Consider the following 26318-nt stretch of genomic DNA (forward strand, 5'->3'; position numbering starts at 1 on the left):
GGCTTGCCCGCGATGGGGTGGCACATATCACCATCAATGTCGCCTGACAGTCCGCCATCGCGGGCAAGCCCGCTCCCACAGGTTTATCGGTTGGTCACATAATCGTGATCGACCCAGACCCAAAGTGGATGCGGGTCGTCTACCTGATTACTTGCCGGCGTTGATGGTCGCCGTCTTGATCGCGCCCAGCTCCAGGTCCCATTTTTTCAGGATGGTGGCGTAGCTGCCGTCATCGATCATGCTCTGCAGCGCGACCTTCACCGCTTCGCTCAGCTCAGGCTTTTTCTTGCTCAGGCCCATGCCGGAGAACTGCACGGAAATCGGCTGGCCGACGGTTTTGTACATGTCCTTTTCCTGAGTCTTCAGGTACGACAAGGTCTCGCTGCCTTGCATCGCCGCGTCGATACGGCTCTGACGCAGTTGCGCGCGGGCATCCGCCGAACCTTCGGTGCCGATCACTACGATGGCCGGTTTGCCGGCGGCTTCGCAGTGGGCCTTGCTGTATTCAGCGATTTCCGCCGGGAACGTGGTGCGGCGGCTGGTGCCGACTTTCTTGCCGCACAGGTCAGTGATTTCGTTGAAGTCCTTGTTTTTCTGCAAGGTGTAGAACTGCGGACCGCTGGTGAAGTAGTCAACGAACGTCACGCTGGCCTGACGCTCGACGGTGTCGGTCATACCCGACAGCACCATGTCGACGCGATCGGTGGTGAGTGCGTTGATCATTTGCTCGAAGCCGGTTTCCTGCCATTTGATCTTCACGCCCAGGCGTTCGGCCAGGGCGTTGCCCAGGTCATAGTCGAGGCCGGTGAGGGTGTTGGTGGCCGGGTCCTTGAAATCCATCGGCGGGTAGTTCGGCATGATCGCGACGACGATCTCGCCTTTTTCCTTGATGCTGGCCGGCAATTCGGCGGCGAAGCTGACGCTGGAAGCCATCAGGCCTGCGAGTACTGCTGGGATAACGAAGTTCTTCATGGTCGTTCTCTTATGAGTGTTGTGAGCGCAATGGACGCTTAGGTTCGAACGGCAGAAATGAAGCTTTGGGTGCGTGGGTTTTGCGGACTTATTAGTATTTCTTCGGGGCTTCCAGCCTCCACGATCTGCCCGCCGTCCATGAACACCATGCGGTTGGAAACCTCGCGGGCGAAGCCCAGTTCATGGGTGACGACGATCATGGTCATGCCGGTTTGCGCGAGGTCGCGCATCACCGACAGCACCTCACCGACCAGTTCCGGGTCGAGTGCCGAAGTGGGTTCATCGAACAGCATCAGCTTGGGCCGCATGGCCAATGCACGGGCAATGGCGACACGTTGTTGCTGACCACCCGACAGTTCGATCGGGTAGCTGTTGCGCTTGTCGGCCAGGCCGACGCGGGCGAGCAGTTCCACGGCTTCTTCGTGCGCCTCTTTGGGCGAACGCTTGAGCACCTGGCACGGCCCTTCGATGATGTTTTGCAGCACAGTCATGTGCGGGAACAGGTTGAAACGCTGGAACACCATGCCGGTGGACAGGCGTTGACGGGCGATCTGCGCCTCGTTGAGTTCGTGCAGTTTGTTGCCGGCGATGCGGTAGCCCACCAGCTCGCCGTCGACCCACAGGCCGCCCTTGTCGATTTTTTCCAGCTGGTTGATGCAACGCAGCAAGGTGCTTTTGCCGGAGCCGGACGGGCCGATGATGCACAGCACTTCGCCTTGCTCGACTTCGATGTTGACGTCTTTGAGCGCGTGGAACTGGTCGTAATACTTGTTCAGGCTCACAGCCTTGACGATGCTTCTCATGTGGGGCTCCTCAAGAACGCTTGCCGGCGCCGCGAGCGAAACGACGCTCCAGACGGCTTTGACCGAAGGACAGGACAGTGACGGTGGCCAGGTACCAGATACCGGCGACGATCAGCAGCTCCATCACCCGGGCGTTGGCGTAGTAAATGTTCTGGGCGTTGTAGAGCAGTTCCGAGTACTGGATGACGCTCGCCAGGGAGGTCATTTTCACCATGCCGATGAATTCGTTGCCGACCGGCGGAATGATCACCCGCATGGCCTGGGGCAAGATGATCCGGCGCAGTGCCTGCAGGCGCGGCATGCCGATCGACTTGGCGGCCTCGTACTGTCCGGTGTCCACCGACAACAGGCCGGCGCGGACCACTTCGGCGGTGTAGGCGCCCTGGTTGATGCTCAAGCCGAGGAGGGCGGCCACGAACGGCGTCATCAGGCTCACGGTGTCCATTTCGAACACGCCGGGGATGCCGATGGTGGGGAAGATCAGCGCCAGGTTGAACCACAACAGCAGTTGCAGGATCAGTGGCGTGCCGCGGAACAGCCAGGTGTAGGTCACTGCCACGTAGCGCAGGATCGGGTTGGCCGACATGCGCATGATCGCCGTGATCACTCCGAACACAATGCCCAGCCCCATTGCCAGCACCGCCATGACGATGGTGTTGAGCAAGCCCCACATGATCGCCTGGGACGTGAGGAACTGGCCGATGTACGACCATTCGATCTTGCCTTCGGCGAACGCCCGCACCAGGCCGATGATCGCGATGACGATCACGGTGGCGAAAAAGATCCGCCCGTAATAACGCCGAGGCACGTGATCGTACTGGGTGATATCGAACTGGTTTTCCGCCAGTTTGCGCTCCGCCTGGAGTCGTTCTGCCTGAGTCTGGCTCATGTTGTTTCTCCGTACGCTGTTCTTTCAGATCCAACTCAATCCCTGTGGGAGCGGGTTTGCTCGCGAAGGGGCCGTGTCAGTCGCCATTTATGTTGAATGACACACCGCATTCGCGAGCAAGCCCGCTCCCACAGGTTTTGTGTCCTGCTTCAGAGCCGGAAGCCCTGATAGTTTTGGGTCCATGCGTGCTGCGCCGCGAGTGCGGTCTTCAGCCGGCCGATCTGCTCGCGCACCTGCTGCGGTGCAGTTCCGCCCCAGCCACTGCGCGCGGCAATGGCGGCTTCGAGGGTCAGGCTGTCGCGCACTTCCGGGGTCAGACGCGGATCGATTTCCGCCAGCAGCGCTGGGGATGCTTCCCACAACTCAATGTCGTGTTTCTCACAGGCTTGAACCAGCGCGCCGGTGATTTCATGGGCTTCCTTGAACGGCACGCCGCGCATCGCCAGCCAGTCGGCGACTTCGGTGGCGAGGGTGAAACCGAGCGGCGCCTGACGACGCAGTTCTTCGACGTTGACCTTCATGGTCGCGACCATCCCGGCCATGGCCGGCAGCACCAGCAGCAAGGTGTCGACGCTGTCGAGCACGCCGTTCTTGTCTTCGCTCAAGTCACGGTTGTACGACAGTGGCAAGGACTTCAACGTAGAGAGCAGGCCGGTGAGGTTGCCGATCAGGCGACCCGCCTTGCCCCGTGCCAGTTCGGCAATGTCCGGGTTTTTCTTCTGCGGCATGATCGAACTGCCGGTGGCGTAGGCATCATCCAGTGCGACCCAGCGAAATTGCCGCGACGACCACAGGCAGAATTCTTCGGCGAGGCGGGAAATGTTGATGCCCAGCATGCTGGCGATAAACAGGAACTCGGCGACGTGATCGCGGCTGGCCACGGCGTCGATGGAGTTTTCGCAGACGCCGCTGTAGCCCATTTCCTTGGCCGACTGTTGCGGCAGGCGTGCGATGGCGGAGCCTGCCATGGCGGCGGCACCCAGTGGCGACAGCGAGGTGCGAACGTCCCAGTCCACCAGACGTTGGACGTCACGCAGCATCGATTGGGCGTGGGCCAGCAAGTGGTGAGCGAAGACGATCGGCTGCGCTTGCTGCAAGTGGGTGAAGCCCGGGCAAATGCTTTCGATGTGTTGTTCGGCCTGATCCACCAGCGCTTGTTGCAGGGCCAGTACTTCAACGGCGAGGGTGCGCACGTGGTCACGCAGGAACAGACGCAGGTCGTTGGCGGTCTGGTCGTTGCGCGAACGGCCGGCGCGCAACTTGCCACCCAGGGCGCCGAGGCGTTCGGTCAGCAGGCGTTCGATAAAGGTGTGGACGTCTTCGTCGTCGAGGGTTGGCGCGATGCTGCCGGCGTTGAAGTCAGCACCGATACCTTCCAGCGCGGCGAGCATGGTCAGGGTTTCCTGCTCGCTCAACAGCCCGGCGCGTTGCAGTTCACGGGCATGGGCCTTGGAACCGGCGAGGTCGTACGGGGTGAGGCGAAAGTAGCGCTCGGGGCAACGGGACAGGGCCGCCAGGGCTTCGGACGGGCCGCTTTTGAAGCGTGCACCCCAGAGACGGTCGGTGGTTTGAGACATTGTTGTTTTCCTCGTCGGTAAAGCGAACTGAAATCGGTGTGCCGGGCCGCAAACGCACGCCGCAAATCAATTGGGCGTGGCCAGGCCTATTCAATATTCAAGGGCAGGGGAAAAGCGCAGTTGCGTCGTTGCGAGAGCTGATCGAAGTGTCAGCTTTTAATGGTTCGAAATCAGTGAGTTGGCACTGAAGTACGGGGATTAATAGCGGTTGCCAAGCCTGGTTTTCTGTGTTCATTATTATTGGCCAGCTATGTTTTTGTTGTTGGGCACAGGTTGTTGAATAGCGCGCCAGAGGTAAATAAGCATTATGGAAACCCCACTTTCCAATTCCGGAAACCCCGCGCCAAAAACGGTGCAACGGGCACCGTTGGCCCTCAGCGGGCTGGATTTCAAACTGCTCAAAGTATTCAAGGCCGTGGTCGAGGCGGGCGGTTTCAGTGCGGCGCAGAACGAGCTGAATGTGGGGCTGGCCGCCATCAGCAAACAGATCTCCGACCTCGAGATTCGCATCGGCATGCGCCTGTGCACCCGAGGCCGCGAGGGCTTTCATCTGACCGAAGAAGGCCGTCTGGTGTATCAGGCGTCGATTGATCTGTTTGCCTCGGTCGACAACTTTCGTGATCGGCTTAGTTCAGCGCAAAATGAACTTATCGGCGACCTTGGCGTAGGCGTTATTGATAATACTATTTCCGACGCTAATTCACCGTTAGTTGCAGCGCTTAAACGAATAAACGAGACATCACCGAAAGTAAGGTTTCAACTTCAGGCGTCGCAACTGGATGAAGTGGAAAGAGGCGTCGTAGAGGGGCGGTTAGTGGCCGGTATCGTGCCGGTTTATCAGAAACGTGAAGAGTTCGATTATTACGCGCTGTATGAAGAACGCTCGGAGGTTTACTGCGCGGTTGGTCACCCGTTGTTTGCGGTTCCGGAAGCGGAAATCGACAGCGACGTGCTCAAGAATTACGAGTGCATCAACCACCGCTACGCGATCCACCGCGACAAACTGAATTTTGCCCGGTACGACAGCTTTTCGGCCTCGGCCACCCAAGTGGAAGCCGTAGCGCTGCTGATCAAGACCGGGCGTTTCGTGGGTTTTCTACCGCAGCACTACGCCGCTTCGATGGTCGCCCAGGGGCAATTGCGCGCGGTGCGGCCCGACCTGATTCACATCAGCACGCCGTTCAATCTGATCCTGCGGCACAACACCGTGCGCAGTCCGCTGGTCAAGGCGTTCGCCCAGGCATTGGGGGTTGATTTGAAGGCCCCGGTTCAAGGCTGAAACGCATCGCACAACGGCGCTCACCGGGTAAACCGTGGGCGACTTCGTCGTTTAATACCCGCGTTAATCGCGGGCCTGTTTCAGCAGGGCTCAATGTTGCGAAACCCATGCGCCGGTAAAACAGTTCATTCCAGGGCAAGTCGCGAAACGTGGTCAAAGTCAGACCGGCGAGTTCTTGTCCGTGAGCGTATGAAACTGCGGCTAACAGCAACTTTCGACCGATGCCCCGGCCCTGAAAAGGCTGGCTGACGGACAGTTCCTGAATATGCAGTTGGTTGTCGATTTCCACCGCGCTGAGAAACCCCGCAAGTGCACCTTGCGCCGATTGCGCCACCCAAACCTGCCCGGTCTCGATTGCCTGTCGATGGTGTTCGGCATCGGGCACAGGGCTGTCGGCCAGCCAGGCCAATGAAGGGTCGTCGCGAAACCGTTCTGCTGCGCAACGTTCGATGTCGGGGAGGAAAGGGGCGTCGGTAACCACGGCGCCGCGCACAATAATCGTCATGTTTCTGTCACGTGCAGGAGCAGCCGAAGGCTGCGATCTTTTGATTCAAGGGCAAAAGATCGCAGCCTTCGGCAGCTCCTACAAGGGTTGTGTGTGCTGGGGGATCAGGCTACATCCGAAGCCGCCGGCCATTGCTGATACGGAATCGGCAGCTTGCGCGAGTCGCCGCGCCCCATCGGGTAGTACATGAACCCGTTGCGCGCCAGACGATCGGCATCGTACAGGTTGCGTCCGTCGAAGATCACCGGGGCTTTGAGACGCTGTTGGATCAGGTTGAAATCCGGCGCCTTGAACTGTTGCCACTCGGTGCAGATGATCAACGCATCGGCACCGGCCAGCACCGATTCCGGGGTGCCCATGAGCATCAGTTTGGCTTCGTCGGGGTACAAATGCTGGGTTTCCTGCATCGCTTCCGGATCGAACGCGCGCACACTGGCGCCGGCGGCCCACAGTGATTCAAGCAGCACCCGGCTCGGTGCGTCGCGCATGTCATCGGTGTTGGGTTTGAACGCCAGGCCCCACACGGCGAAGGTTTTACCGCGCAGATCGCCCTTGTAGAACGCGTTGATGCGCTCGAACAATTTGTGTTTCTGCCGCTGGTTGATCGCTTCCACCGCTTGCAGCAGGTCACTGGAACAATGCGCTTCTTCGGCGCTGTGGATCAGGGCGCGCATGTCTTTGGGGAAACACGAACCGCCGTAACCGCAACCGGGGTAGATGAAGTGGTAGCCGATGCGCGAATCCGCGCCGATGCCCAGGCGCACCGATTCGATGTCGGCGCCCAGGTGTTCGGCCAGTTCGGCGATCTGGTTGATGAAGCTGATCTTGGTCGCCAGCATGCAGTTGGCGGCGTACTTGGTCAGTTCGGCACTGCGCAGGTCCATGAACATGATCCGGTCATGGTTGCGGTTGAACGGCGCATAGAGATCGCGCATCACGTCGCGCACGTCATCGCTTTCGCAGCCGATGACGATACGGTCCGGGCGCCGGCAATCGGCCACGGCCGAGCCTTCTTTCAAAAACTCCGGGTTGGAGACGATCTCGAACTGCAACAACCGCCCGACCTTGATCAGGCACTTGTCGATGTGCGCGCGCAAGGTATCGCCGGTGCCCACGGGAACGGTGGATTTCTCCACCAGAATCACCGGGTGTTCGCGATGGCGGGCCACCGCTTCGCCCACCGACAACACGTAGCGCAAGTCCGCCGAGCCATCGTCCCGGGACGGGGTACCTACCGCGATGAACAGCACCTGGCCGTGTTGCACCGCGAATTTTTCATCGGTGGTGAACTGCAGTCGCTTGGCTTCGAGGCTTTCACGCACCAGACTGGCGAGCCCCGGTTCGAAAATGCTCACGTGGCCCTGTTGTAGCAACTCGACTTTTTTCTCGTCGATGTCCATGCAGACCACGTCGTGGCCGACTTCAGCCAGCACAGCGGCCTGCACCAGGCCCACGTAACCGCTACCAAATACACTGATTTTCATAGGTCACTCCTGAGGTTGGACGCATGAGCAGGTCGAGAGTTGATGGTGATGACGCCGAGGATGACCAGGGTCACCCCGAGGCTTTTGGAAGGACTGAAATCTTCGTTGAACATCGGCAGCGCGGCGGCGAGCAGGTACACCAGCGCGTAGCTGATGCTCAACAGCGAATAAGCCCGGCCCAGCGGCACATCGCGCAGGGCGGCGAGCCAACTGAACATCGACAGGGTGTAGGCGAGGATGGCGGTCAGCACCACGACCACGGCGGTCGGATCAATCGGGGCGGTCAGCCAGTGTTCGGGGGACGGCAGGCGCGTCATGCTCCAGCGCATGCCCAGTTGCGCGGCGCTTCCCAGCAGCACGCTGCCGAGGGCGAAGGTCAGGCCACGGCGCAGGCTCATGTGTGCAGTCCCAGCAACATCACGCCGCCCATCACCAGCGCCACGCCCAGCCAGTGACGGCGGTCGATGGTTTCGAGGAAGACGAAGCGGGCGATCAGGGTGATCAGCACGAAATTCAGGCTCAACATCGGGTAGGCGACGCCGACTTCAAGGCGCTGCAACACCAGCAGCCACACCAGCAAGCCCGCGCCCAACGCAGCGATTGCCAGCCACAACCATGGCGAGCGCAGTTTTGCGCCCCAGCCTGACGGCTGGACGCGCCAGTTCTCCACGGCGTATTTCTGGGCGATCTGGCCCAGGCAGGTGAGCAGGCAGGCGGCCAACACCAGCAACAGGCTCATGACCCACCCTGAGGAAAAATCAGGATCACAAGGTTGCCTTGTTCATAGCGTTTGCCATCCTTGGGCAGGCGTTCGATTTCACGCAGCTCGTCCTCCCCTTTGACCCGCATCAGCACGCCCACCGAACCGTTCCGGCGGGCGTCGCGCATCCACTGCTGCACGTGATCGGGGTCGACGCGCTGCGGCGCGCCGTCAGGATAAGCGAGGCCATATTTCAGTTCGCCTATCGTGTTGTACAACGCCACGTCCGGGCGTTTCAGGCGCCAGGCCAGGGCCGAAGCGGCGCCCAGATCATTGCTGAGCAGCGTTTCGGTCTGGCCAAGTTCCTGTGCATGTTCAAGGACGAACTGGTCGGGCATCTTGTTCGCCACCACCGCCTCGGGCATCGCCGCCGGCAGGACGCCGATCAGCAGCAGGCTGCCAAAGGCCGGCGCCGCCCAGCATTGCAGCGGCCGGAACGCTTGCAACAGGTTGGCCATGATCCAGCCGATCAGGCCGATGAACACCAGCACCAGGCTATGCAGTTCGTGGTCGTACAGCGGTTTTTTCAGTTGCAGGTAGACCAGGGCGAGCAGGGTGGTCAGGCCCAGAAGCAGGTTAAGCAAGCCATTGAGGCCCAGCGCCCGACCTTGCTCCAGCCGCAAGCGATCGGCCAGCGCATGGCCCAGCAACAACGCCAGAGGCAGCAGGCACGGCAGGATGTAGGTCGGCAATTTGCCGTTGCTGAGGCTGAAAAACAGCAGTGGCATCAGCATCCATAGCAGCAGAAAGCCGATGTTGGCCTGACGACGTGATTGCCACGCCTGCTTCAATGCCGACGGCAATAACGCGGCCCACGGCAGACTGAACGCCACCAGCAACGGCAGATAGAACCACCACGGCGCGTCATGCTGCGCATCGTCACCGGCGAAACGGCGTATGTGTTCGTGCCAGAAGAAGAACCGCCAGTAATCGGGCTCCCGCGCGTGCACCGCCAAGGCCCAGGGCAGGCTCACGGCGATGGCCACGGCAATCGCCACCGGGCCGTAAATCAGCAACTCGCGCCAGCGTTTTTGCCAGATCACCCAGGGCAGGGCGATCAGCACCGGCAACAGCCAGGCCAGAAATCCCTTGGTCATGAACCCCATGCCACACGCCAGGCCCAGCAACGCCCAAGCGATCAGGCGTTGGCCACGGCTGACGCTGTCCAGCGCAAACCACAGAGCCACCAGACTCAGGTTGACCCAAAAGGTGAATTGCGGATCGAGGTTGGCGTAACCCGCTTGCCCGGCCACCACGGTAAAACTCATGTACAGCAGCGCGCAGGCAAAACTCTTGCGCGGCTCGTTCCAGAGCCGGCGGGAGATCAAGTAACACAGCATCACGCTGAGCCCGGTGCTGAGTGCCGAAGCGAACCGCACGCCGAACAGATTGTCTCCAAACACCGCCTGACCGAGGGCGATCATCCAGTAACCGGCCGCCGGTTTTTCGAAGTAGCGCAGGCCCATGAAATGCGGCGATACCCAGTCGCCGCTCAAGAGCATGCCCTGGCTGATTTGCGCGTAACGGGTTTCGTCCGGAATCCACAAACCGTGGCTGCCCATCGGCAGCAGATAGGCCACCAGACAAAAGCCAAGCAATAACGGCAATGCCCAGCGTTGGCTCATACGCCTTGCACTCCCAGCCAGCCTTCACGACCGTCGAGCGTTCCGCGCACCACCCGGCCACTGGGCAAGGCGTCCAGTGTTTCGGGCAGCAAATCGCCCAAGGGCTGAAAACGAATATCGCGCTGACGCGCATCGGCCAGCAGTTGACGGAAATCGTCGGCCATCAGAATCCCTTCCACTTCCGCGTGGACCGTGTAGACGTTGAGGTTTTGCGGGGTGAACCGGTCAAGGATGAACGTGTTGAAATCCTTGGCCGCGACGGTCGGGCCGACCACTTCATCGAAGGTGGGCAGGTCCACCGGGACCTGTGGCGCGCCCAGATCGCCATCGGCCAAAGTCGGTCGGAACAGACTGCGGCCACGACAATCGCTGTTGTAGCGAAAACCGAATCGCTGCTTGGCTTCGATCACACGCTCGTCCGCCCGCCAACCGGCGGCCGCCGAGCAGTCGATTTTCTGTCCGAGGATGTCGCTCAGCGTGTCCACGCCCTGACGAATCTGCTCGATCAGTTGCGCGTCGCTCCAGCGCCCGGCGTTGGCCTGCCAGCCATGGTGATCCCAGGCGTGCAGGCCGACTTCATGCCCGGCCGCCCGGGTTTGCCGCATCAAATGCCCGAGATCACGACCAATCGGCTTGCCCGGCCACGCGGTGCCGGCCAGCAGAATGTCCCAGCCGTACAGGCTGGCCGCGTTGGAGCGCAGCATCTTCCAGAGAAACTGCGGGCGGATCAGGCGCCACAGGTGCCGCCCCATGTTGTCCGGCCCGACGCTGAAGAAAAACGTGGCTTTGACCTGGGCTTCATCGAGCATTTCCAGCAGCCGTGGCACGCCCTCGCGGGTGCCACGGTAAGTGTCGACATCAATCCTGAGACCCGCGTGCATCAAGCGTTGTCCGCGATTTCGAGCATGGCTTCACGCAAGAAGAAATCCAGCGTGTTGCCGATGGTTTCACTCATCTCCACGGTCGGCGTCCAGTCCAGCAATCGCTTGGCGTTGTCGATGCTCGGTTTGCGGTGGGATACGTCCTGATAACCCGCACCGTAGAACGCCTTGCTTTCGACCTCGCGGAACCCGGCGAACGGCGGGAAGTTGTGGCGCAGCGGGTGCGCTTCGAACTGACGCAGCAGCTCCTCGCCCAACTGGCGGATGCTGGCTTCGTTGTCCGGGTTGCCGATGTTGATGATCTGGCCATCGCAGGCGTCGTTGCGGTTGTCGATGATTCGCGCCAGCGCTTCCACGCCATCGGCAATGTCGGTGAAGCAGCGTTTTTGCTCACCGCCATCGAACAGGCGAATCGGCGTGCCTTCCACCAGATTGAGGATCAGTTGCGTGATCGCCCGGGAGCTGCCGATGCGTGCCGAATCCAGACGGTCCAGGCGCGGGCCCATCCAGTTGAAGGGGCGGAACAGGGTGAACTTCAGGCCTTTCTGGCCGTAAGCCCAGATCACCCGGTCGAGCAGTTGCTTGGAGGTCGAGTAGATCCAGCGTTGCTTGTTGATCGGCCCGACCACGAGGTTGGACGTGTCCTCGTCGAATTTGTCGTCCTGGCACATGCCATAGACTTCCGAGGTCGACGGGAAGATCACCCGTTTGTTGTATTTGACGCAGTAGCGAACCAGTTTCAGGTTCTCTTCGAAATCCAGTTCGAACACGCGCAGGGGGTTGCGGGTGTACTCGATGGGCGTGGCGATCGCCACCAGCGGCAGGATCACGTCGCATTTCTTGATGTGGTATTCGATCCATTCGGAGTGGATGCTGATGTCGCCTTCGACGAAATGGAAATGCGGATGGCTGCGCAAACGTTCGATGGCGTCCGAGCCAATGTCCAGGCCGTACACCTCGTATCGGTCGTCACGCAGCAGGCGCTCGGACAAGTGATTGCCGATGAAGCCGTTGACGCCGAGGATCAGCACGCGGGTGCGGCGTTGCGTGCGTGCGGATTCGGCACCGCGCAGTACGGAACCGTCGACCAGACCGAGCTCACCGGCCAGTTGCGGGCCGCTCAGGTACAAGCCGTTGTCGTTGCGCTGACCGGCGCTGATCACCAGCGAATCTTCGCCGCAGGCAATGCGCAGCGGATCGACGCTGATAACCCGGCCCGGTGCCTGGCCGTCGTTGCCCTTGACGACTTCGGCGCGCCAGACAATCAGCTTGTGTTCGCCCACGGCGCAGAACGCGCCGGGGTAGGGCTGGGTCACTGCGCGCACCAGGTTGAACAGTTCTTCAGCCGGTTTTTGCCAGATCAGCTTGCCGTCGGCGGGTGTGCGGCGACCGAATGTCGTGGCTTGGGACTCGTCCTGCGGCGTTTCACTGACCTTGCCAGCCAACAACGCTGGCAAGGTGTCACGCAACAGGTCGGTCGCGGCCACCCGTAGTTTGCCGTGTAGGCTCAGAGCGGTGTCGCTGCGCTCGATTCCAACCTTTTTCTGGACAAGGATCGCACCGGCATCGGCGCGCTTGACCATGCGGTGCAGGGTCACGCCGGTTTCGCTTTCGCCGTTGACCAGCACCCAATTGGCCGGCGCCCGCCCGCGATAGCGCGGCAGCAACGAGCCGTGGAGGTTGAACGCGCCTTTGCGGGCTGTGGCCAGCAGCGGCTCGCTCAGCAGATGGCGGTAGTAGAACGAGAACAGGTAATCGGGGTTGAGCTGGCTGATGCGTTCGATCCACAGCGGATGGTTGACGTCTTCCGGGGCGTGCACCGGGATGCCCCGGCGCGCGCACAGTTGTGCAACGGAGGCGTAGAACGCGTTCTCCTTGGGATCATCGGCGTGGGTGAACACGGCCGCAATCTCGTAGCCGCTGTCGAGCAGGGTTTCGATGCCGGCACAGCCAATATCGTGATAGGCGAAAACAACCGCTTTTGCGCTCATGAGAGAACCTGATCTGAAGAAATGGAAGTGAGGCCGTCAACGGTGACCATGGGTACGGGTGTGGCGGGCTGGCTGCGCAGGACTTTTTCGATAAAAAACCGCGGGCGCGCCCGGACATCGCTGTACATCCGCCCCAGGTATTCGCCCAGCAGGCCCATGCCGATGAACTGGCCGCCGGTGAACACGAACAGCACGGCGAACAGCACGAACATCCCGTCACCGGCCCAACTGGCGCCGAACACCAGCCGCAGGACGATCAGCGCGACAGCGAACGCGACGCCAAGCCCGGCCATGGCGAAGCCGACGATGCTCAACAAGCGCAGCGGCGTGGTGGTCATGCAGGTGATCAGGTCGAACATCAGGTTGACCAGGCGCATCGGGCTGTACTTCGATTCGCCGTGTTCGCGTTCGGCGTGGGTCACCAGGATTTCGGTGGTGTGCCGGGCGAAACCGTTGGCGAGGATCGGGATGAAGGTGCTGCGTTCGCGGCAGGCGAGCATCGCGTCGACAATGGATCGGCGGTAAGCGCGGAGCATGCAGCCGTAATCGCTCATGGCCACGCCGGTGGAGCGTTGCACGGCGAGGTTGATCAGCTTCGACGGCCAACGGCGCAGGACTGAATCCTGACGGTTGTTGCGCACGGTAGCGACCACGTCATAGCCAAGCTCAGCCTGGGCCACCAGGCGTGGAATCTCTTCGGGCGGGTTCTGCAGATCGGCGTCGAGGGTGATGACAACATCGCCCTTGCACTGCTCGAAACCGGCCATGATTGCCGCGTGCTGGCCGTAATTGCGATTGAGAATGACCGCCACCACCGGGCTGCATTCGCGACTGGCGGCCTCTTCGAGGATCTGCGCGGAATGGTCGCGACTGCCGTCATCGACCAACACGATTTCGTAGTCATGGTGCAATTGCTGGCACGCCGCTTCGGTGCGCCTGAGCAACTCGGGCAGGCTGTCTTGCTCGTTGTAGACCGGGATGACGATCGACACGCAGCGGATCGGATAAGGTTTCACAGGCGTGCGTCCAGTGTGAGTTCAATGGCGCTGACGACACGGTCGACGTCATCGTTGCTCATGTCGGGGAACAACGGGATCGAGCACAGGCGTGCCGAGTTCCATTCCGTGTTGGGCAGGTAGATGTTGGGGAAGCGCTGGCGGTAGTACGTGTGCAGGTGGGTGGCGATGAAGTGGATGCCGGTGCCGATGTTCTGCGCCTGCAGGGCTTTCATGAACGCTTCACGGTCGAGCCCGCAGCGCTCGACGTCGATGCGCAGGATGAACAGGTGCCAGGCATGCTGTTGCGGGTAAAGCGGAATGGCCAGCGGTTGAACCGGCGAGCCTTCCAGACGCTGTAAATAGCTTCTGGCCAGCGCCGTACGCTTGGCGTTGATCTCATCCAGGCGTTCCAGTTGCGCCAGGGCGATGGCGGCATTGATGTCGGCCAGGTTGTATTTGAAACCCGGCTCGATCACCTGGGCCTGGGGTTTGCGGCCGTGGGTCATGCGGTCGTAGGCATCCACACCGAGGCCATGAAACTTGAGCATGCGCACCCGGTTGGCGAGCGTTTCATCGCCACTGACGAACATCGCGCCCTCGGCGCAGGTCATGTTCTTGATCGCGTGAAACGAGAAAATCGCCGTGCCTTCGGCGCCGACGTGGCGGTTTTTGTAGCGGGTGCCTGCCGCATGGGCGGCGTCTTCGATCACCGGGATGCCGTGATTGTGGGCTAGCGCGTAGAGCGGATCGAGATCGAACGCCGCGCCGGCGTAATGCACCGGAATAATTGCCCGGGTGCGCGGGGTGATGGCCGCTTCGATGTGCTCGATGCTGCTCATCAACGTGTCGCGGTCGACGTCGACAAACACCGGCGTCGCGCCCAGCAAACAGATCATGTTGGCGGTGGAGACCCAGGTCTGGGACGGCGTGATGACTTCGTCGCCCGGACCGATGCCCAAGGCCAGTAACGTGACATGCATGGCGCCGGTGGCCGAGGACAGTGCCACGGCATGGCGGCATCCAACATAGTTGGCGAAGTGTTCTTCGAGTTGCTGGTTTTTCGGCCCGGTAGTGATCCAGCCGGAGCGCAATACTTGCTCTACGGCGGCTATTTCTTCATCGCCGATACTGGGGCGGGAGAATGGGAGAAAAGCCTCACTCATGGAAAACCTCGGGGCGTAGGCCGTCCTTCGGCAAGAGTGCCGAAATAAACGGGATTTCAACGGTTTAGTGACCTGTCGGGCACGAGCCTTATTTGACTTTTGCCGCCATGGACGGCAGGTTGGGAGCCCATCGAGGCTCACCGGGTAGAGATGAGGTTAGGCCGGTTTTTGTCAAAGGAACATCAAAACCCGGTGGTGGGATCGTTTATCTCAACGTTATTAAGCCAATGTTCAGACTTCTGCCGTTCATCGCACTCTTTAGTAGAAACGTCCTACGGAAGTGTCCCGCTTTATATAAAGAATGTTTCAATCCTTAGTTGTTTTATTGATCTGTTTCCACTCAAGGCCGTTTTGTTTTGATTGACTTACCTGTTACTGATTCTGCTGCAAAGACCAATCCGATGCCCCTGTATCTGGCGCGACTGGCGCCGTCCAGCCAACTGACGATGCGCTATGTATTGCAGGATGCCGCCGACCGCCTGGGCTTCGAGGACATGAACGTCGAGGAGATTCCCTGGCACCAGTTGCAGCCCGAGGATGTGATCGCGCTGGTGGCGGCGTTGCGCGCGGACGGCTACGCGCCCAACACGTCTTCGCTGTACGTCAACGCCGTGCGCGGGGTGATGAATGAAGCGTGGCGCATGAGCCTGATCAGCCAGGAACACTTGCTGAAAATGCGCTCGGTCAAGGGCATTGCCGGAACGCGTCTGTCCCAGGGACGCAATCTTCGGCGCTCGCTGATCCAGGAAATGATGGCGGTCTGTGCGGCCGATCCTCGGCCACAAGGCCTGCGGGACGCGGCGATCATCGGGATTCTGTATGGCTCGGGCATGCGTAAATCAGAGTCGGTGAACCTCGACCTCGATCAGGTGGATTTCACCGAACGCAGCCTGCGGGTGACCGCCAAAGGCAACAAGCAACTGATCAAATACGCGCCGGCCTGGGCCTTCGCCAAACTGGATGCCTGGCTGGAGCTGCGCCGCTCGCAACTCAAGGAAGGCGAGGTGGACGATCCGTTCCTGTTCAACCGCATCCGCCGCGGCAGCCACATCACCCGTGAGCGCATCACCAAACACGCGATCTATTACATCGCCCGGCAACGCGGCGCGCAGGTCGGGGTGAAAATCATGCCCCATGACTTTCGGCGTTCTTTCATTACCCGGGTGATCGAGGAACATGACTTGTCGATCGCGCAGAAACTCGCCCATCACAGCAATATCCAGACGACGGCCAACTACGACGTGCGCGATGACAACGAACGACGGCGGGCGGTCGACCGCTTTGATCTTTAGGTGTCGTTCAGCACATGGGCGTGGCCGATGGTCGAGACGTGAACCGCGCTGCCGGTGGGTGGCGCGTACAGGCCCGAACTGCGCACCATCAATGATCGACCGGGCTGGTCCGCAGATGGCAACGGCTCCAGTTCCACGGTCAGCGTGCAGGTATTGCCGCTGAAATCCCGCTCGGTCACCACGGCGCGACAACCGGAGACCTCGACGGCGCTGGACACGATACCGACCAGTTGCAACTGCTCAGGCCGTAGCATGATCTGCGCACAACGGTTGTTGCGATGATTGTTGACCGGGATCCGCCCCAGATCGCAATGGGCCCAGCCGGCTTCGATCCGGGCCGGCATGACCACGGCATCACCGAGGAACATCGCGGTTTGCTCGTCGCCGGGATAGCGGTACAGGTCCAGCGGATGACCGGACTGAACCAGCCGCCCCTCGCGCATGACGGCCAACTGATCGGCAAACGACAGCGCTTCACTCTGGTCATGGGTGACCAGGATGGTGGTGACGCCCGCGTCCTGCAGCAACCGGGCAACGAGTTTGCGCATGGCCACGCGCAGGCCGGTATCGAGCGCGGAAAACGGTTCATCCAGCAACATCAAACGCGGCTGTTGCGCCAACGCCCTGGCCAGTGCCACCCGTTGTTGCTGACCGCCAGACAGTTCATGGGGCCAGCGGTCGGCCATGTTCGCCTCCAGGGCAACGCTGTCCATCAACTGGGCGATACGCTCGCGTTTTTCGTGGCCCCTGATCGACAATCCGAAGCCGATGTTGGCGGCCACGGTCATGTGCGGGAACAAGGCACCGTCCTGAGGCACATAGCCGATCTGTCGTTGGTGAGCGGGCACTTCATGGGTGGGGTCGACCAGCGTCTGACCATTCAGCGTCAGGCGCCCGGAGTCCGGCAGTTCGAAACCGGCGATCATGCGCAGCAGGGTGGATTTGCCGGAACCGGACGGGCCGACGATCACCGTGCGGCTGCCCGTCGGCACTGACAGGCTGATGTCATCCAGGGCCGTTTGTTGACCGTAGGATTTGCAGATCGAGTGCAGTTCAAGCGTGTTCATCGGCCAGCCGTTCGTTTGGATTGGTGGTAAAGGAGCCCGGTCAACGGAAGCGACAGCAGAATCATCAGCAAGGCATAGGGCGCAGCGGCGGCGTAGTCGATTTCGCTGGTCAACGCCCAGAACCCGGTCGCCAGCGTGCGCGTGCCGTTCGGGGCCAGCAGCAGCGTGGCGGTCAATTCATTGCTGATCGCGAGAAACACCAGCGCGGCGCCCGCGGCAGCGCCAGGCGCGGCCAGCCGCAAGGTGATCAGCCACAACACCCGGCCGGGCGAGCGACCGAGGCTGCGGGCGATGTTCTCCAGTTCAACCGGCGCCTGGGCGATGCCGGCACGCAAGCTCACCAAGGCGCGGGGCAAGAACATCAGCAGGTACGCCAGCAGAACGGTGATAGTGGTTTGATAAATCGGTCGGGCGAAATGCACCGTGACCGTCACCAGGGCCAGCGCGACGACAATGCCCGGCAACGAACTGGTGATGTAATTGCAGCTTTCGAGGATCCGCTGCAGCCGGCCTGGCGAGCGAATCGACAACCACGCAATCGGGATGGCGGCGCAGGTAGTGAGCACCGCCCCGGCAACGCCGAGCAGCAGTGTTTGTTGCAGCGCGGGCATCAGCTCGTCCATCTGCCAGACATTCGCGCCCCCCGCGATCAACCATTTGCCCAAGGTGATTAGCGGCACTCCCAGCGTCAGGGCGCAGGTCATCATCAGCAAGGTCAGCGCGAGTACGGTCGAAGCGGTTTTCAAGCGCACGATGCGGTATTCGCGGGCACTTCCCGAGCCGACCCGGGCATAGCGCGCATGGCCACGCGCCGCCGATTCGACGGTCAGCATTCCCAGGCAGCACAGGGCGAGCACGCCGGCCAGCATGTTGGCGGCGGGGCCGTTGAAAGTGGACTTGAACTGATCGAAGATCGCCGTGGTGAAGGTGTCGAAGCGGATCATCGCGTACAGGCCATACTCGGCCAGCAAGTGCAGCCCGACCAGCAAGGCTCCGCCACAGATGGCCAGGCGCAGCTGCGGCAGCACCACCCGGAAAAATACCGCCCAAGGCTTGAGCCCCATTGATTCCGCGACATCTTCAATCGCCGGATCGAGCCGGCGCAAGGTCGCCGCAATCGGCAAGTAAAGGAAGGGGAAATAAGCAATGACCGACACCAGAACCCCGGCAAACAGACCATGAATCGGTGGCACCAGGCTGACCCAGGCATAACTGTGAACGAAGGCCGGGACCGCCAGTGGCGCGATCGACAACAAGGACCACCAGCGCCGCCCGGGCAGGTCGCTGCGCTCGGTCAGCCAGGCCAGCGTCACGCCCAGCAGGATGCACAAGGGAATCGTGATCGCGACCAGCAATACCGTGTTGATCAATAACTCGCCGACCCGTGGCCGGAACACCAGCGTTGCCAGGGTGGCCCAACCGGTCTGCACGGAAACGCCGATGACGAAAGCAATCGGCAGCAGCGCCAGCAATGAAATCAGCACCGACAAACCGATCACCCACGCACCGCCGCGCCCGGCGAACAATCCCCGGGAGCGACGGCGTAAATGTGCGGGTATCGCCGCAGCGACATCCACCGGTAGCGTTTCAGGCATCAATTCAGAGCAGTCCGGCCTGAGTCATCAGCTCCACGGCTTTTTTACTGTCGAGTTTTGACGCATCGACCTTCGGCGCGTCGAGCTGTTGCAGAGGCACCAGTTTCGGGTTGGATTCCGCGTTTTTGCCCACGGAATATTCGAACGATTTACCCGTCTTGAGGATGGCCTGGCCGTCCTTGCCGGTGACCCATTTCAGGAACGCCTGGGCCTGTTCCTTGTGTTGGCTGGACGCCAGGACGCCGCCACCGGAAATGCTGACAAAAGCACCCGGGTCCTTGTGCTTGAAGTAGTGCAGGGCGGTGTTCTTGCTGTTTTCGCCGGTCCGGGCCTGATCGCCGAAGCGGTAATAGTGGTAGATCACACCGCTGTCGATCTGCCCGGCATTCACCGCTTTCAACACGGAACTGTTGCCCCGGTACGCGGTGAAGTTGGCTTCCATCCCTTTGAGCCACTCAAGGGTGGCGGCTTCGCCCTTGAGTTCCAGTACCGCGGCGACAATAGCCTGGAAGTCGGCGCCGGCCGGTGATGCCGCCCAGCGACCTTTCCATTTCGGATCGGCGAGGTCCATCAGCGATTTCGGCAATTCGGCTTCGGGCAGTTTGCCCGGGTTGTAGACAAACACCGTGGAGCGCGCAGCGATGCCCACCCACTTGCCATGTGCCGGACGGTAAGCCGCATCGACTTGTTCCAGCGTGGTCGGCGCTACGGGTGCAAACAGCCCCGCACTATCGACCAGCACCATGGCCGGGGAGTTTTCGGTCAGGAACACGTCAGCGGGGGAGGCGGCGCCTTCCTGCACGATCTGGTTACCCATTTCGGTGTCGTCGCCGTTGCGCACCGTGACCTTGATTCCGGTCTCCTTGGTAAAGCCCTCGGTCCAGGCTTTTGTCAGGCTTTCATGCTGGGCGTTGTAGACCACGATGCCGTCGGCATCGGCGGAGTAAACGTGACCGGCACTCAGCAGGGCAGTGGTCAGCACGGCGATTCTCAGGAAAGCGGGAATAGGGCGGTTCATGCGTTGGCGGCTCCTGTTGTTTTTAGAATCGTGCACGCTGACAGACCGTAAGGGTCGACAATGATTGTAGGTCAATACGAATCATTTGCAGGCTTGAGCGGCGCCGAATGTAAGGGGCTGGATCAGAAAAACCGTCAATTCATTGCGATACCGGGCAACCTCTTTGCGTTCCGCTTGCAGCTTGACTGATCAACGCAGCCAGGCGTTTGACGTTGTTCTGCTGGGCAATGACCAGGTCATCGATGGACGGTCCTGACGGTGTTTGCAACGTACTTCGGCAGCTGACCAGCGTGGTGTCACCAGCCCCGGGACTGCGCAGGCGCCATTTGACGTCCATCAGCGCGTATTGACCGGGAACCGAATCAAAACGCTGAACCTCGACGCGCACCGAGACTTTGCGCTGGGGACTGCTGTTGGCCAGTTGATCGACCAAGGCGCTGCGCAACTCATCCACCAGGCTCGCTGCCCACCATTCGGTCTCGAGAATCGCCAGGCCGCTATTGCCCTGGCGAATGACGATCTGCGGACGATCGACCTGCGGCGGTACGCTGATACCTTCGATGAGGATTTCCCCGCCGTTGCCGCGTGCGGTCCCGCTCAATTGCGCCGGCGTCAGGGTATGGAACTGGATCGGCTCACTGCGGCACGCGGCGAGCAGCATGAGCGCAGTGACCAACGTCATCTTCAGCGAAGAAACCATGGGTGTTGCTCCTGTGGTCAGTTGCGCGGTGGCGCCTTCAAGTCCAGCGGCGCGGCGTTTTCGGGGCGACCGCGAATCAGCGACTCCGGATGTCGGCCCAGGTAATCCGAGAGCTCACGCAAGGAACGCGACATGCGCCCGAGTTCGTCCAGGGTCTGGGTCAATTGCTCCCGTTGCGGCGAATCTTCGGCGAGGGTCGAGCTGGCCGATTGCAGGGTCTTGCTGACATCCGCCAGGGTGGTTTGCACGCCGGGCAGGGTCTTGGCGTTGAATTGCGCGAGGCCCTTGCGCAGCTCGACGAGGTTGCTGTCGAGGTTGCCGGCAATGCGCTCGATCGGCAGCTGATTGATCTTGTTGACCATGCCTTCGAGTTTTTCCTGCAACTGTTCCAGGCTGCCGGGAATGGTCGGAATGGACACGGGACGGGCAGTGGGGTCGAACACGACTTTCTCCGCTTTGGGGTAGAAGTCGAGCGCGATGTAGAGCTGGCCGGTCAACAGATTGCCGCTTCGGGCCTGGGCCCGCAGGCCGTTTTCGATGAACGTGCCCATCAGTCGTACGCCCGCCGCTTCGTCATTGGGGTCATGCTTCAAGGCCTCGAGCATTTTGATGTGCGCCTGACCCAGCCGTTGCGGGTAGATCACGATGCCGACATTGACCGGGAAACTGCGTTTTTTCGGATCGAAATCCAGATTGACCGACACCACTCTGCCGAACTCGATGCCGAGGAATTCCACCGGTGCACCGACCTTGAGCCCGCGCAAGGCCTGGTCGAAACGCAAGCTCAGGTATTGCGCCTTGCCGTTGGGCGGGGCGAGTGCGGTTTGCTGGTCTTCGAACAGTTCGAAGGCTTTATCCTCGATGGCTGGTGTATCGTTGGGGCTGTATTCCGGAGCGCGGAAGGCAATGCCGCCCACCAGGATGGAGGACAGCGACTCGGTCTTCACCGCAAAACCGTTGGCGCCGACATTCACGTCGATCCCGCTGGCGTTCCAGAAGCGGGTGTTTTCGGTGACGTAGGCATCGTTGGGCGAATGAATGAACACTTCAATGTTCACCCCTTTGCCGTCGGCATTCAGGGCGTAAGCGACGACCTGGCCGACGGGAATCTTGCGGTAGTAAACCGGCGAACCGATGTCCAGCGAACCCAGGTCCGGAGCGTTCAGCGTGAAGCGCTTGCCGGGCTCGCCATAGGTGATGGGCGGCGGGTTTTCCAGGCCGGTGAAATTCTTCGCCCGGGCATTGGACTGGCCGATATCGGCACCGATGTAGTCCCCGGAGAGCAGGGTATCGATGCCCGACACGCCGCCGGCACCGATGCGTGGTCGCACGACCCAGAACTGCGAGTCTTCACGGGTGAAGCTTTCCGCCTGCTTGGCCAGTTTGATCGTGGCGTTGACGCTCTTCTGGTCGTTGCTCAGTTCGACGTCGGACACATGCCCGATCACCACGTTGCGGTATTTGACTTCGGTCTTGTTGGCCGTCAGGCCGCTGCCGGTCTTGAAGGTCACGGTGATGGTCGGGCCTTCCTGCAGGATGCTGTGCACCACCAGCGAAATACCCACCAGCACCGCCACGATCGGCACGATCCATACCAATGAAACGCTGAAACGGCGGGTCTTGATCGGGGCCTCCCCAGGGGCTTGCGGCCCGTCAGTGGCTTGCGACTTCATCCATGACCTCCTCGTTATTCGAATGGTGTTGGTCCCAGATCAGACGCGGGTCGAAGCTCATCGCCGAGAGCATGGTAAACACCACGACCAGACCAAAAAACAGAATGCCCGCGCGCGGTTCGATGTCGGCCAGGGCTTGAAACTTCACCAGTGAAGCCACCAGGGCCACCACGATCACGTCGAGCATCGACCAATAACCGATGAGCTCGACGAAACGGTACATTTTTGACCGCTCCTTGCGCGCCCATTGGCTGTTGCGTTGAACGGTCACCAGCAGGAGCGTCAGGGCGACGAACTTGATGCCCGGCACCGCGATGCTGGCGATGAAAATGATCAGGGCAATGTCCCAGGCGCCGTGCTGCCAGAAATCCAGCACACCGCCCATGATGGTGCTGTCGGCACCGTTACCGACCATTTTGGTGTTCATCACCGGCAACACGTTGGCCGGGATGTAGAACACCAGCGAAGTGAGCAGGTAGGCCCAGGTCCGGGTCAGCGCGTTGGTTTTGCGCCGATGCAGCGGTGCCCCGCAACGCTCGCATTCGTGGGGTTCGCCGGTCATGTCACAGGCCAGGCCGCAGCTGTGGCAAAGGCACAGGTTGAGTTCGCTGGCGACCGGAGGCGTGGTCATAAAACATCCCACAGTTCACGGACATCGCGTCCGGCAATGCGGATCATCATCAGGCTGAGAATGGCCAGGGCAAACAGACCGATACCGGGCAGCACGTCGAGCAGCCCGGCGAGTTTGATCACGGCAACCATTGCCCCCAGCAGGCAGACTTCCAGCATGCTCCAGGGCCGCAGGGTTTCCAGCCAGCGCATGCAGAATCTGAAGCCCGGCGAGCGACGGGAAACGAGGGCGAAACTCAGGACCCAGATCAACAGCAGCAACTGGAAAATCGGCGCGATGATCATCGAGATGGCCGCCACCAGGGCGATGAAGGTAATCGGGCCCAGCGTCAGGGCCATCACGGAATCCCACAGCGTTGCGCTGTTTTTCAAGCCTTGGAGGCTGATGCTCATGACCGGGTAGAAATTGGCGAAAATCCACAGCATCAATGCCGTGACGGTCAGCGCCAGCCGCTGCTCCACCGACAGGCCGTTATAGCGCTGGAGCACGCCGCCGCAGCGCGTACACAGGGTTTTCTGATGTTTGGCGAGCGTGACTTTTTGATACACGCAGTCGCAGTGCTCGCAGATGATCAGTTGGTCAGTCGTAGCCATAGGCCGCACTCGCCAGGAGACAGGAAAGTCAGAGCACCTCCTCAATATAGAAGTGCCTTGCGAATGAGCAAATCGAAAGGCTCAAACGACTGATAGTCCGTGTCATCGTTCTTCGCGGGCAAGCCCGCTCCCACAGGGATCTTCGTCGCTCACAAATGCTGTGTTCGCTGAAGGTCCTGTGGGGGGCTTGCCCGCGAAAGCGGCAGGTCAAACATCGCTGCGCTCCAGCCGAGCACTTCCACAAGAATCATCGTCGCTCACAAATGCTGTGTTCGCTGAAGGTCCTGTGGGAGCGGGCTTGCCCGCGAAAGCGGTAGGTCAAACATCGCTGCGCTTCAGCCGAGCAACTCACGCAGCCGGTACCAGAACATGCCCAGCGCCAGCAACGGCGAACGCAGCATCGGTCCACCGGGAAAGGTCATGTGCGGCACGGCGCTGAACACGTCGAAGCCTTGGCTGTGTCCGGCATGAATCGCTTCGCCCAGCAGTTTTGCGCACCAGTGGGTCACGTTCAGCCCATGGCCGGAGTAACCCTGGGCATAAAACACGTTCGGGTGCTGGCGCAAGCGGCCGACCTGCGGAAACCGATTGGCCGTGATGCCGATCTTGCCGCCCCACTGATAATCAATGCGCACGTCCGCCAGCTGCGGGAAGACCTTGAGCATCTGCGGGCGCATGTAGGCGGCAATGTCCGCCGGATCGCGCCCGGAATAATGACAGGCGCCGCCGAACAGCAAGCGCCGGTCCGCCGAGAGCCGGTAATAATCCAGGCCGACTTTCTGGTCGCACAGCGCCAGGTTGTGCGGGATCAATTGCGCGGCAACCTCAGGCGCCAATGGCTCGGTGGCGATGATGTAACTGCCCGCTGGAAGCACCTTGCCGTTGAGTTTCGGTTCCAGTTCGTCCAGATGCGCATTACACGCCAGTACCAGACTGCCGGCACGCACCGTGCCGCCGGCACAACGAACCTGAACCGTGCTGCCATGGATCAGTTCCAGCACCGGGCTCTGCTCAAAGATCTGCACCCCAAGCGATTGCGCCAGCCGCGCTTCACCGAGCACCAGATTCAGCGGGTGCAAGTGCCCCGAACCCATGTCGACCAGGCCACCGGCATACACGCCCGAATTCACCACTTGCTCGCGGATCTGCTCCGGCCCGACCAGCCGGGTTTCATGGGCGTAACCCGACTCGACAAGGCTTTCCTGCTCAGCCATGAACGCCGCGAACTGCGCCTTGGTGTTCGCCAGTTCGCAAAAACCCCAGCGCAGGTCGCAATCGATGTTGTGCTCACGGATGCGCTTGCCCACGAGCTCCACCGATTCAATCCCGGCGCGCTCAAGGTAACGCACGCCTTCGTGACCGACATGCTTGGTGAATCCACTGACGTCATGCCCGATGCCGCGAATCAACTGACCGCCGTTGCGCCCGCTGGCGCCCCAGCCGATCCGTCGGGCCTCCAGCAGAATCACCGAGAGCCCGCGCTGCGCCAGTTCGATCGCAGTGTTGATCCCGGTAAATCCGCCGCCGATCACGCAGACATCGGCCACGAGGTCTTCGGCCAGCGCGGGGAAGGGCGCGAGCGTATTGGCCGACGCGGCGTAATAGGAACGCGCATGTTGGTTGCTGTACTGGTTCATTTGTTGGACTTCACTTTGCTCCAGGAACGGGTCATCAAACGCATGATCGCCTGGGGCGGGGTGGTCGAGATGTAGAGCTTGTCGAGAACGGTTTGAGGCGGGTAAACCTCGGGATTGTTCACCAGTTCAGCGTCCATGTATTGCTTGGCGGCGGGGTTCGGGTTGGCGTAACCGACCGAGGCGCTGACCTTGGCGATCACTTGCGGGTCCAGCAGGTAATTGATGAAGGCGTGAGCCTCTTTCGGGTTGCTCGCATCGGAAGGAACCGCCAGCAAATCGAACCACAGATTACTGCCTTCCTTCGGGATGGCGTAAGCGATGTTCACGCCGTTCTTGGCTTCCTTGGCGCGGTTGGCCGCCTGGAATACGTCGCCGGAGTAACCGAAGGCCACGCAGATGTCGCCGTTGGCCAGGTCCGACACGTACTTGGACGAGTGGAAGTAGGTGATATAGGGCCGGATGCTCAGCAGCTTGGCTTCGGCTTTTTTGAAGTCTTCCGGGTTCTCGCTGCGTGGGTCCATGCCCATGTAGTTGAGGATGGCGGGGAACACTTCGTCCGCCGAGTCCATCATCGACACGCCGCACTGACTGAGTTTCTTGATGTTTTCCGGTTCGAACAACACGGCCCAGGAATCGATGTGATCGATGCCCAGCACTTGCTTGACCTTGTCGACGTTGTAACCGATGCCGTTGGTGCCCCACAGGTACGGAACGGAATGTTCGTTGCCCGGATCGTTCTTCTCCAGCAGTGCCAGCAGTTTCGGGTCGAGGTTCTTGAAGTTCGGCAACTGCGCGCGATCGAGCTTGAGGAACGCACCGGCCTTCACCTGGCGAGCGAGGAAGTGGTTGGACGGCACCACCACGTCATACCCGGTGCGGCCGGCGAGCAGTTTGCCCTCGAGGGTTTCGTTGGAATCGAAGACGTCGTAGATCACCTTGATCCCGGTTTTCGCCTGGAAGTCGGCGAGGGTGGTTTCGCCGATGTAGTCGGTCCAGTTGTAGACGCTGACCTGTGGTTGAGCATGGGCCCCCACACTGCACAACAGCGCCAGAGCGGCGGGAACCATGGTTTTCAACAGACGCATAACGACACCTCTTGGATTTATTGGATTTTGCAGGCGTTGGCATTTTCCTTGTGGGAGCGGGCTTGCTCGCGAAGAGGCCAGCACATTCAACATTACCGTT

24 protein-coding genes are annotated in these 26318 nt (G+C 60.8%); 2 read left to right on the top strand and 22 right to left on the bottom strand.

Translation table 11 applies throughout. The features are described 5' to 3' along the window. Positions 1-147 precede the first annotated feature (147 nt). The 4 genes from J2Y86_RS02675 to argH form a co-directional block, all read right to left on the bottom strand. The gene (locus J2Y86_RS02675; RefSeq protein WP_253427914.1) at positions 148-972 is read right to left on the bottom strand and encodes an ABC transporter substrate-binding protein; all 825 of its coding nucleotides are present in this window, start codon (positions 970-972) and stop codon (positions 148-150) included. Between the two features lie 38 nt (positions 973-1010). Beyond that, the gene (locus tag J2Y86_RS02680; RefSeq protein WP_017339042.1) at positions 1011-1775 is read right to left on the bottom strand and encodes an amino acid ABC transporter ATP-binding protein; all 765 of its coding nucleotides are present in this window, start codon (positions 1773-1775) and stop codon (positions 1011-1013) included. Positions 1776-1785: 10 nt separating this feature from the next. Then, the gene (locus J2Y86_RS02685) at positions 1786-2664 is read right to left on the bottom strand and encodes an amino acid ABC transporter permease (protein WP_253427917.1); all 879 of its coding nucleotides are present in this window, start codon (positions 2662-2664) and stop codon (positions 1786-1788) included. 149 nt (positions 2665-2813) lie between these two features. Further along, positions 2814-4241 carry an argininosuccinate lyase gene (gene argH / locus J2Y86_RS02690; RefSeq protein ID WP_253427919.1) on the bottom strand — a complete coding sequence of 476 codons (1428 nt, stop codon included), beginning with the start codon at positions 4239-4241 and terminating at the stop codon, positions 2814-2816. A 307-nt stretch (positions 4242-4548) separates the two neighbouring features. Here argH and J2Y86_RS02695 point away from each other — a divergent pair, with 307 nt between their 5' ends. Then, positions 4549-5520, top strand: a complete 972-nt coding sequence (locus tag J2Y86_RS02695; RefSeq protein ID WP_253427921.1) for a LysR family transcriptional regulator — start codon at positions 4549-4551, stop codon at positions 5518-5520. On the opposite strand, the gene J2Y86_RS02700 is transcribed toward J2Y86_RS02695, so the two are convergent. From J2Y86_RS02700 to arnB, 9 genes are all read right to left on the bottom strand, one after another. Further along, positions 5465-6025, bottom strand: a complete 561-nt coding sequence (locus J2Y86_RS02700; protein WP_253427922.1) for a GNAT family N-acetyltransferase — start codon at positions 6023-6025, stop codon at positions 5465-5467. The two genes, J2Y86_RS02695 and J2Y86_RS02700, sit on opposite strands and share 56 nt — an antisense overlap. A gap of 104 nt (positions 6026-6129) precedes the next feature. Continuing rightward, complete coding sequence (locus J2Y86_RS02705) at positions 6130-7509, bottom strand: UDP-glucose dehydrogenase family protein (RefSeq protein WP_253427923.1); 1380 nt, start codon at positions 7507-7509, stop codon at positions 6130-6132. Further along, entirely contained in the window at positions 7506-7907 is a 402-nt protein-coding gene (arnF, locus tag J2Y86_RS02710; RefSeq protein ID WP_253427924.1) for a 4-amino-4-deoxy-L-arabinose-phosphoundecaprenol flippase subunit ArnF, read from the bottom strand. The genes J2Y86_RS02705 and arnF overlap by 4 nt, the downstream gene beginning before the upstream one ends. Further along, positions 7904-8248: a 4-amino-4-deoxy-L-arabinose-phosphoundecaprenol flippase subunit ArnE gene (gene arnE, locus J2Y86_RS02715; protein ID WP_253427925.1), complete on the bottom strand. Its 345-nt coding sequence runs from the start codon at positions 8246-8248 to the stop codon at positions 7904-7906. The genes arnF and arnE overlap by 4 nt, the downstream gene beginning before the upstream one ends. Beyond that, positions 8245-9894 (bottom strand): lipid IV(A) 4-amino-4-deoxy-L-arabinosyltransferase, encoded by a 1650-nt coding sequence (gene arnT / locus J2Y86_RS02720; RefSeq protein ID WP_253427926.1) that lies wholly within the window; start codon positions 9892-9894, stop codon positions 8245-8247. Before arnT ends, arnE begins: the two co-directional genes overlap by 4 nt. Then, entirely contained in the window at positions 9891-10775 is an 885-nt protein-coding gene (arnD, locus tag J2Y86_RS02725; protein WP_253427927.1) for a 4-deoxy-4-formamido-L-arabinose-phosphoundecaprenol deformylase, read from the bottom strand. Before arnD ends, arnT begins: the two co-directional genes overlap by 4 nt. Next, entirely contained in the window at positions 10775-12766 is a 1992-nt protein-coding gene (gene arnA / locus J2Y86_RS02730) for a bifunctional UDP-4-amino-4-deoxy-L-arabinose formyltransferase/UDP-glucuronic acid oxidase ArnA (protein WP_253427929.1), read from the bottom strand. Before arnA ends, arnD begins: the two co-directional genes overlap by 1 nt. Continuing rightward, a complete protein-coding gene (gene arnC, locus J2Y86_RS02735) occupies positions 12763-13782 on the bottom strand; it encodes an undecaprenyl-phosphate 4-deoxy-4-formamido-L-arabinose transferase (RefSeq protein WP_253427930.1) in 1020 nt (339 codons plus the stop codon). The genes arnA and arnC overlap by 4 nt, the downstream gene beginning before the upstream one ends. Next, complete coding sequence (gene arnB / locus J2Y86_RS02740) at positions 13779-14927, bottom strand: UDP-4-amino-4-deoxy-L-arabinose aminotransferase (protein WP_253427931.1); 1149 nt, start codon at positions 14925-14927, stop codon at positions 13779-13781. The genes arnC and arnB overlap by 4 nt, the downstream gene beginning before the upstream one ends. A 401-nt stretch (positions 14928-15328) precedes the next feature. Between arnB and J2Y86_RS02745 the strand changes: the two genes are divergently transcribed. After that, entirely contained in the window at positions 15329-16219 is an 891-nt protein-coding gene (locus J2Y86_RS02745; protein ID WP_253427932.1) for a site-specific integrase, read from the top strand. Here the strand turns inward: J2Y86_RS02745 and J2Y86_RS02750 are convergent. From J2Y86_RS02750 to J2Y86_RS02790, 9 genes are all read right to left on the bottom strand, one after another. Next, on the bottom strand, positions 16216-17286 hold the full coding sequence (locus tag J2Y86_RS02750; protein WP_253427933.1) for an ABC transporter ATP-binding protein: 1071 nt from the start codon (positions 17284-17286) through the stop codon (positions 16216-16218). The two genes, J2Y86_RS02745 and J2Y86_RS02750, sit on opposite strands and share 4 nt — an antisense overlap. After that, a complete protein-coding gene (locus tag J2Y86_RS02755) occupies positions 17283-18881 on the bottom strand; it encodes an ABC transporter permease (RefSeq protein ID WP_253427934.1) in 1599 nt (532 codons plus the stop codon). The genes J2Y86_RS02750 and J2Y86_RS02755 overlap by 4 nt, the downstream gene beginning before the upstream one ends. Positions 18882-18885: 4 nt before the next feature. Then, positions 18886-19899, bottom strand: a complete 1014-nt coding sequence (locus tag J2Y86_RS02760; protein ID WP_253427936.1) for an iron ABC transporter substrate-binding protein — start codon at positions 19897-19899, stop codon at positions 18886-18888. A gap of 139 nt (positions 19900-20038) precedes the next feature. Next, complete coding sequence (locus tag J2Y86_RS02765; RefSeq protein WP_253427938.1) at positions 20039-20599, bottom strand: PqiC family protein; 561 nt, start codon at positions 20597-20599, stop codon at positions 20039-20041. Between the two features lie 17 nt (positions 20600-20616). Further along, positions 20617-22272, bottom strand: a complete 1656-nt coding sequence (locus J2Y86_RS02770; protein ID WP_253427939.1) for an intermembrane transport protein PqiB — start codon at positions 22270-22272, stop codon at positions 20617-20619. Then, positions 22253-22903, bottom strand: a complete 651-nt coding sequence (locus J2Y86_RS02775; protein ID WP_253427941.1) for a paraquat-inducible protein A — start codon at positions 22901-22903, stop codon at positions 22253-22255. Before J2Y86_RS02775 ends, J2Y86_RS02770 begins: the two co-directional genes overlap by 20 nt. Then, the gene (locus J2Y86_RS02780) at positions 22900-23496 is read right to left on the bottom strand and encodes a paraquat-inducible protein A (protein ID WP_253427944.1); all 597 of its coding nucleotides are present in this window, start codon (positions 23494-23496) and stop codon (positions 22900-22902) included. The genes J2Y86_RS02775 and J2Y86_RS02780 overlap by 4 nt, the downstream gene beginning before the upstream one ends. Positions 23497-23831: 335 nt before the next feature. After that, positions 23832-25133, bottom strand: a complete 1302-nt coding sequence (locus J2Y86_RS02785; RefSeq protein WP_253427945.1) for an NAD(P)/FAD-dependent oxidoreductase — start codon at positions 25131-25133, stop codon at positions 23832-23834. After that, positions 25130-26218, bottom strand: a complete 1089-nt coding sequence (locus tag J2Y86_RS02790; RefSeq protein WP_253427947.1) for a polyamine ABC transporter substrate-binding protein — start codon at positions 26216-26218, stop codon at positions 25130-25132. Before J2Y86_RS02790 ends, J2Y86_RS02785 begins: the two co-directional genes overlap by 4 nt. Positions 26219-26318 lie beyond the last annotated feature (100 nt).

The sequence above is a fragment of the Pseudomonas migulae genome, from assembly GCF_024169315.1.
Lineage (GTDB): Bacteria > Pseudomonadota > Gammaproteobacteria > Pseudomonadales > Pseudomonadaceae > Aquipseudomonas > Aquipseudomonas migulae_B.

Excerpts from the sequence above, each read along its gene's own strand:
- arnT (WP_253427926.1), bottom strand. The coding sequence starts at position 9,894 with ATGAGCCAACGCTGGGCATTGCCGTTATTGCTTGGCTTTTGTCTGGTG.
- argH (WP_253427919.1), bottom strand. The coding sequence starts at position 4,241 with ATGTCTCAAACCACCGACCGTCTCTGGGGTGCACGCTTCAAAAGCGGC.
- J2Y86_RS02780 (WP_253427944.1), bottom strand. The coding sequence starts at position 23,496 with ATGGCTACGACTGACCAACTGATCATCTGCGAGCACTGCGACTGCGTG.
- J2Y86_RS02775 (WP_253427941.1), bottom strand. The coding sequence starts at position 22,903 with ATGACCACGCCTCCGGTCGCCAGCGAACTCAACCTGTGCCTTTGCCAC.
- J2Y86_RS02770 (WP_253427939.1), bottom strand. The coding sequence starts at position 22,272 with ATGAAGTCGCAAGCCACTGACGGGCCGCAAGCCCCTGGGGAGGCCCCG.
- J2Y86_RS02760 (WP_253427936.1), bottom strand. The coding sequence starts at position 19,899 with ATGAACCGCCCTATTCCCGCTTTCCTGAGAATCGCCGTGCTGACCACT.
- J2Y86_RS02785 (WP_253427945.1), bottom strand. The coding sequence starts at position 25,133 with ATGAACCAGTACAGCAACCAACATGCGCGTTCCTATTACGCCGCGTCG.
- J2Y86_RS02695 (WP_253427921.1), top strand. The coding sequence starts at position 4,549 with ATGGAAACCCCACTTTCCAATTCCGGAAACCCCGCGCCAAAAACGGTG.
- J2Y86_RS02700 (WP_253427922.1), bottom strand. The coding sequence starts at position 6,025 with ATGACGATTATTGTGCGCGGCGCCGTGGTTACCGACGCCCCTTTCCTC.
- J2Y86_RS02685 (WP_253427917.1), bottom strand. The coding sequence starts at position 2,664 with ATGAGCCAGACTCAGGCAGAACGACTCCAGGCGGAGCGCAAACTGGCG.
- J2Y86_RS02755 (WP_253427934.1), bottom strand. The coding sequence starts at position 18,881 with ATGCCTGAAACGCTACCGGTGGATGTCGCTGCGGCGATACCCGCACAT.
- arnA (WP_253427929.1), bottom strand. The coding sequence starts at position 12,766 with ATGAGCGCAAAAGCGGTTGTTTTCGCCTATCACGATATTGGCTGTGCC.
- J2Y86_RS02750 (WP_253427933.1), bottom strand. The coding sequence starts at position 17,286 with ATGAACACGCTTGAACTGCACTCGATCTGCAAATCCTACGGTCAACAA.
- J2Y86_RS02675 (WP_253427914.1), bottom strand. The coding sequence starts at position 972 with ATGAAGAACTTCGTTATCCCAGCAGTACTCGCAGGCCTGATGGCTTCC.
- J2Y86_RS02765 (WP_253427938.1), bottom strand. The coding sequence starts at position 20,599 with ATGGTTTCTTCGCTGAAGATGACGTTGGTCACTGCGCTCATGCTGCTC.
- J2Y86_RS02705 (WP_253427923.1), bottom strand. The coding sequence starts at position 7,509 with ATGAAAATCAGTGTATTTGGTAGCGGTTACGTGGGCCTGGTGCAGGCC.
- J2Y86_RS02745 (WP_253427932.1), top strand. The coding sequence starts at position 15,329 with ATGCCCCTGTATCTGGCGCGACTGGCGCCGTCCAGCCAACTGACGATG.
- arnD (WP_253427927.1), bottom strand. The coding sequence starts at position 10,775 with ATGCACGCGGGTCTCAGGATTGATGTCGACACTTACCGTGGCACCCGC.
- arnF (WP_253427924.1), bottom strand. The coding sequence starts at position 7,907 with ATGAGCCTGCGCCGTGGCCTGACCTTCGCCCTCGGCAGCGTGCTGCTG.
- J2Y86_RS02680 (WP_017339042.1), bottom strand. The coding sequence starts at position 1,775 with ATGAGAAGCATCGTCAAGGCTGTGAGCCTGAACAAGTATTACGACCAG.
- arnE (WP_253427925.1), bottom strand. The coding sequence starts at position 8,248 with ATGAGCCTGTTGCTGGTGTTGGCCGCCTGCCTGCTCACCTGCCTGGGC.
- J2Y86_RS02790 (WP_253427947.1), bottom strand. The coding sequence starts at position 26,218 with ATGCGTCTGTTGAAAACCATGGTTCCCGCCGCTCTGGCGCTGTTGTGC.
- arnB (WP_253427931.1), bottom strand. The coding sequence starts at position 14,927 with ATGAGTGAGGCTTTTCTCCCATTCTCCCGCCCCAGTATCGGCGATGAA.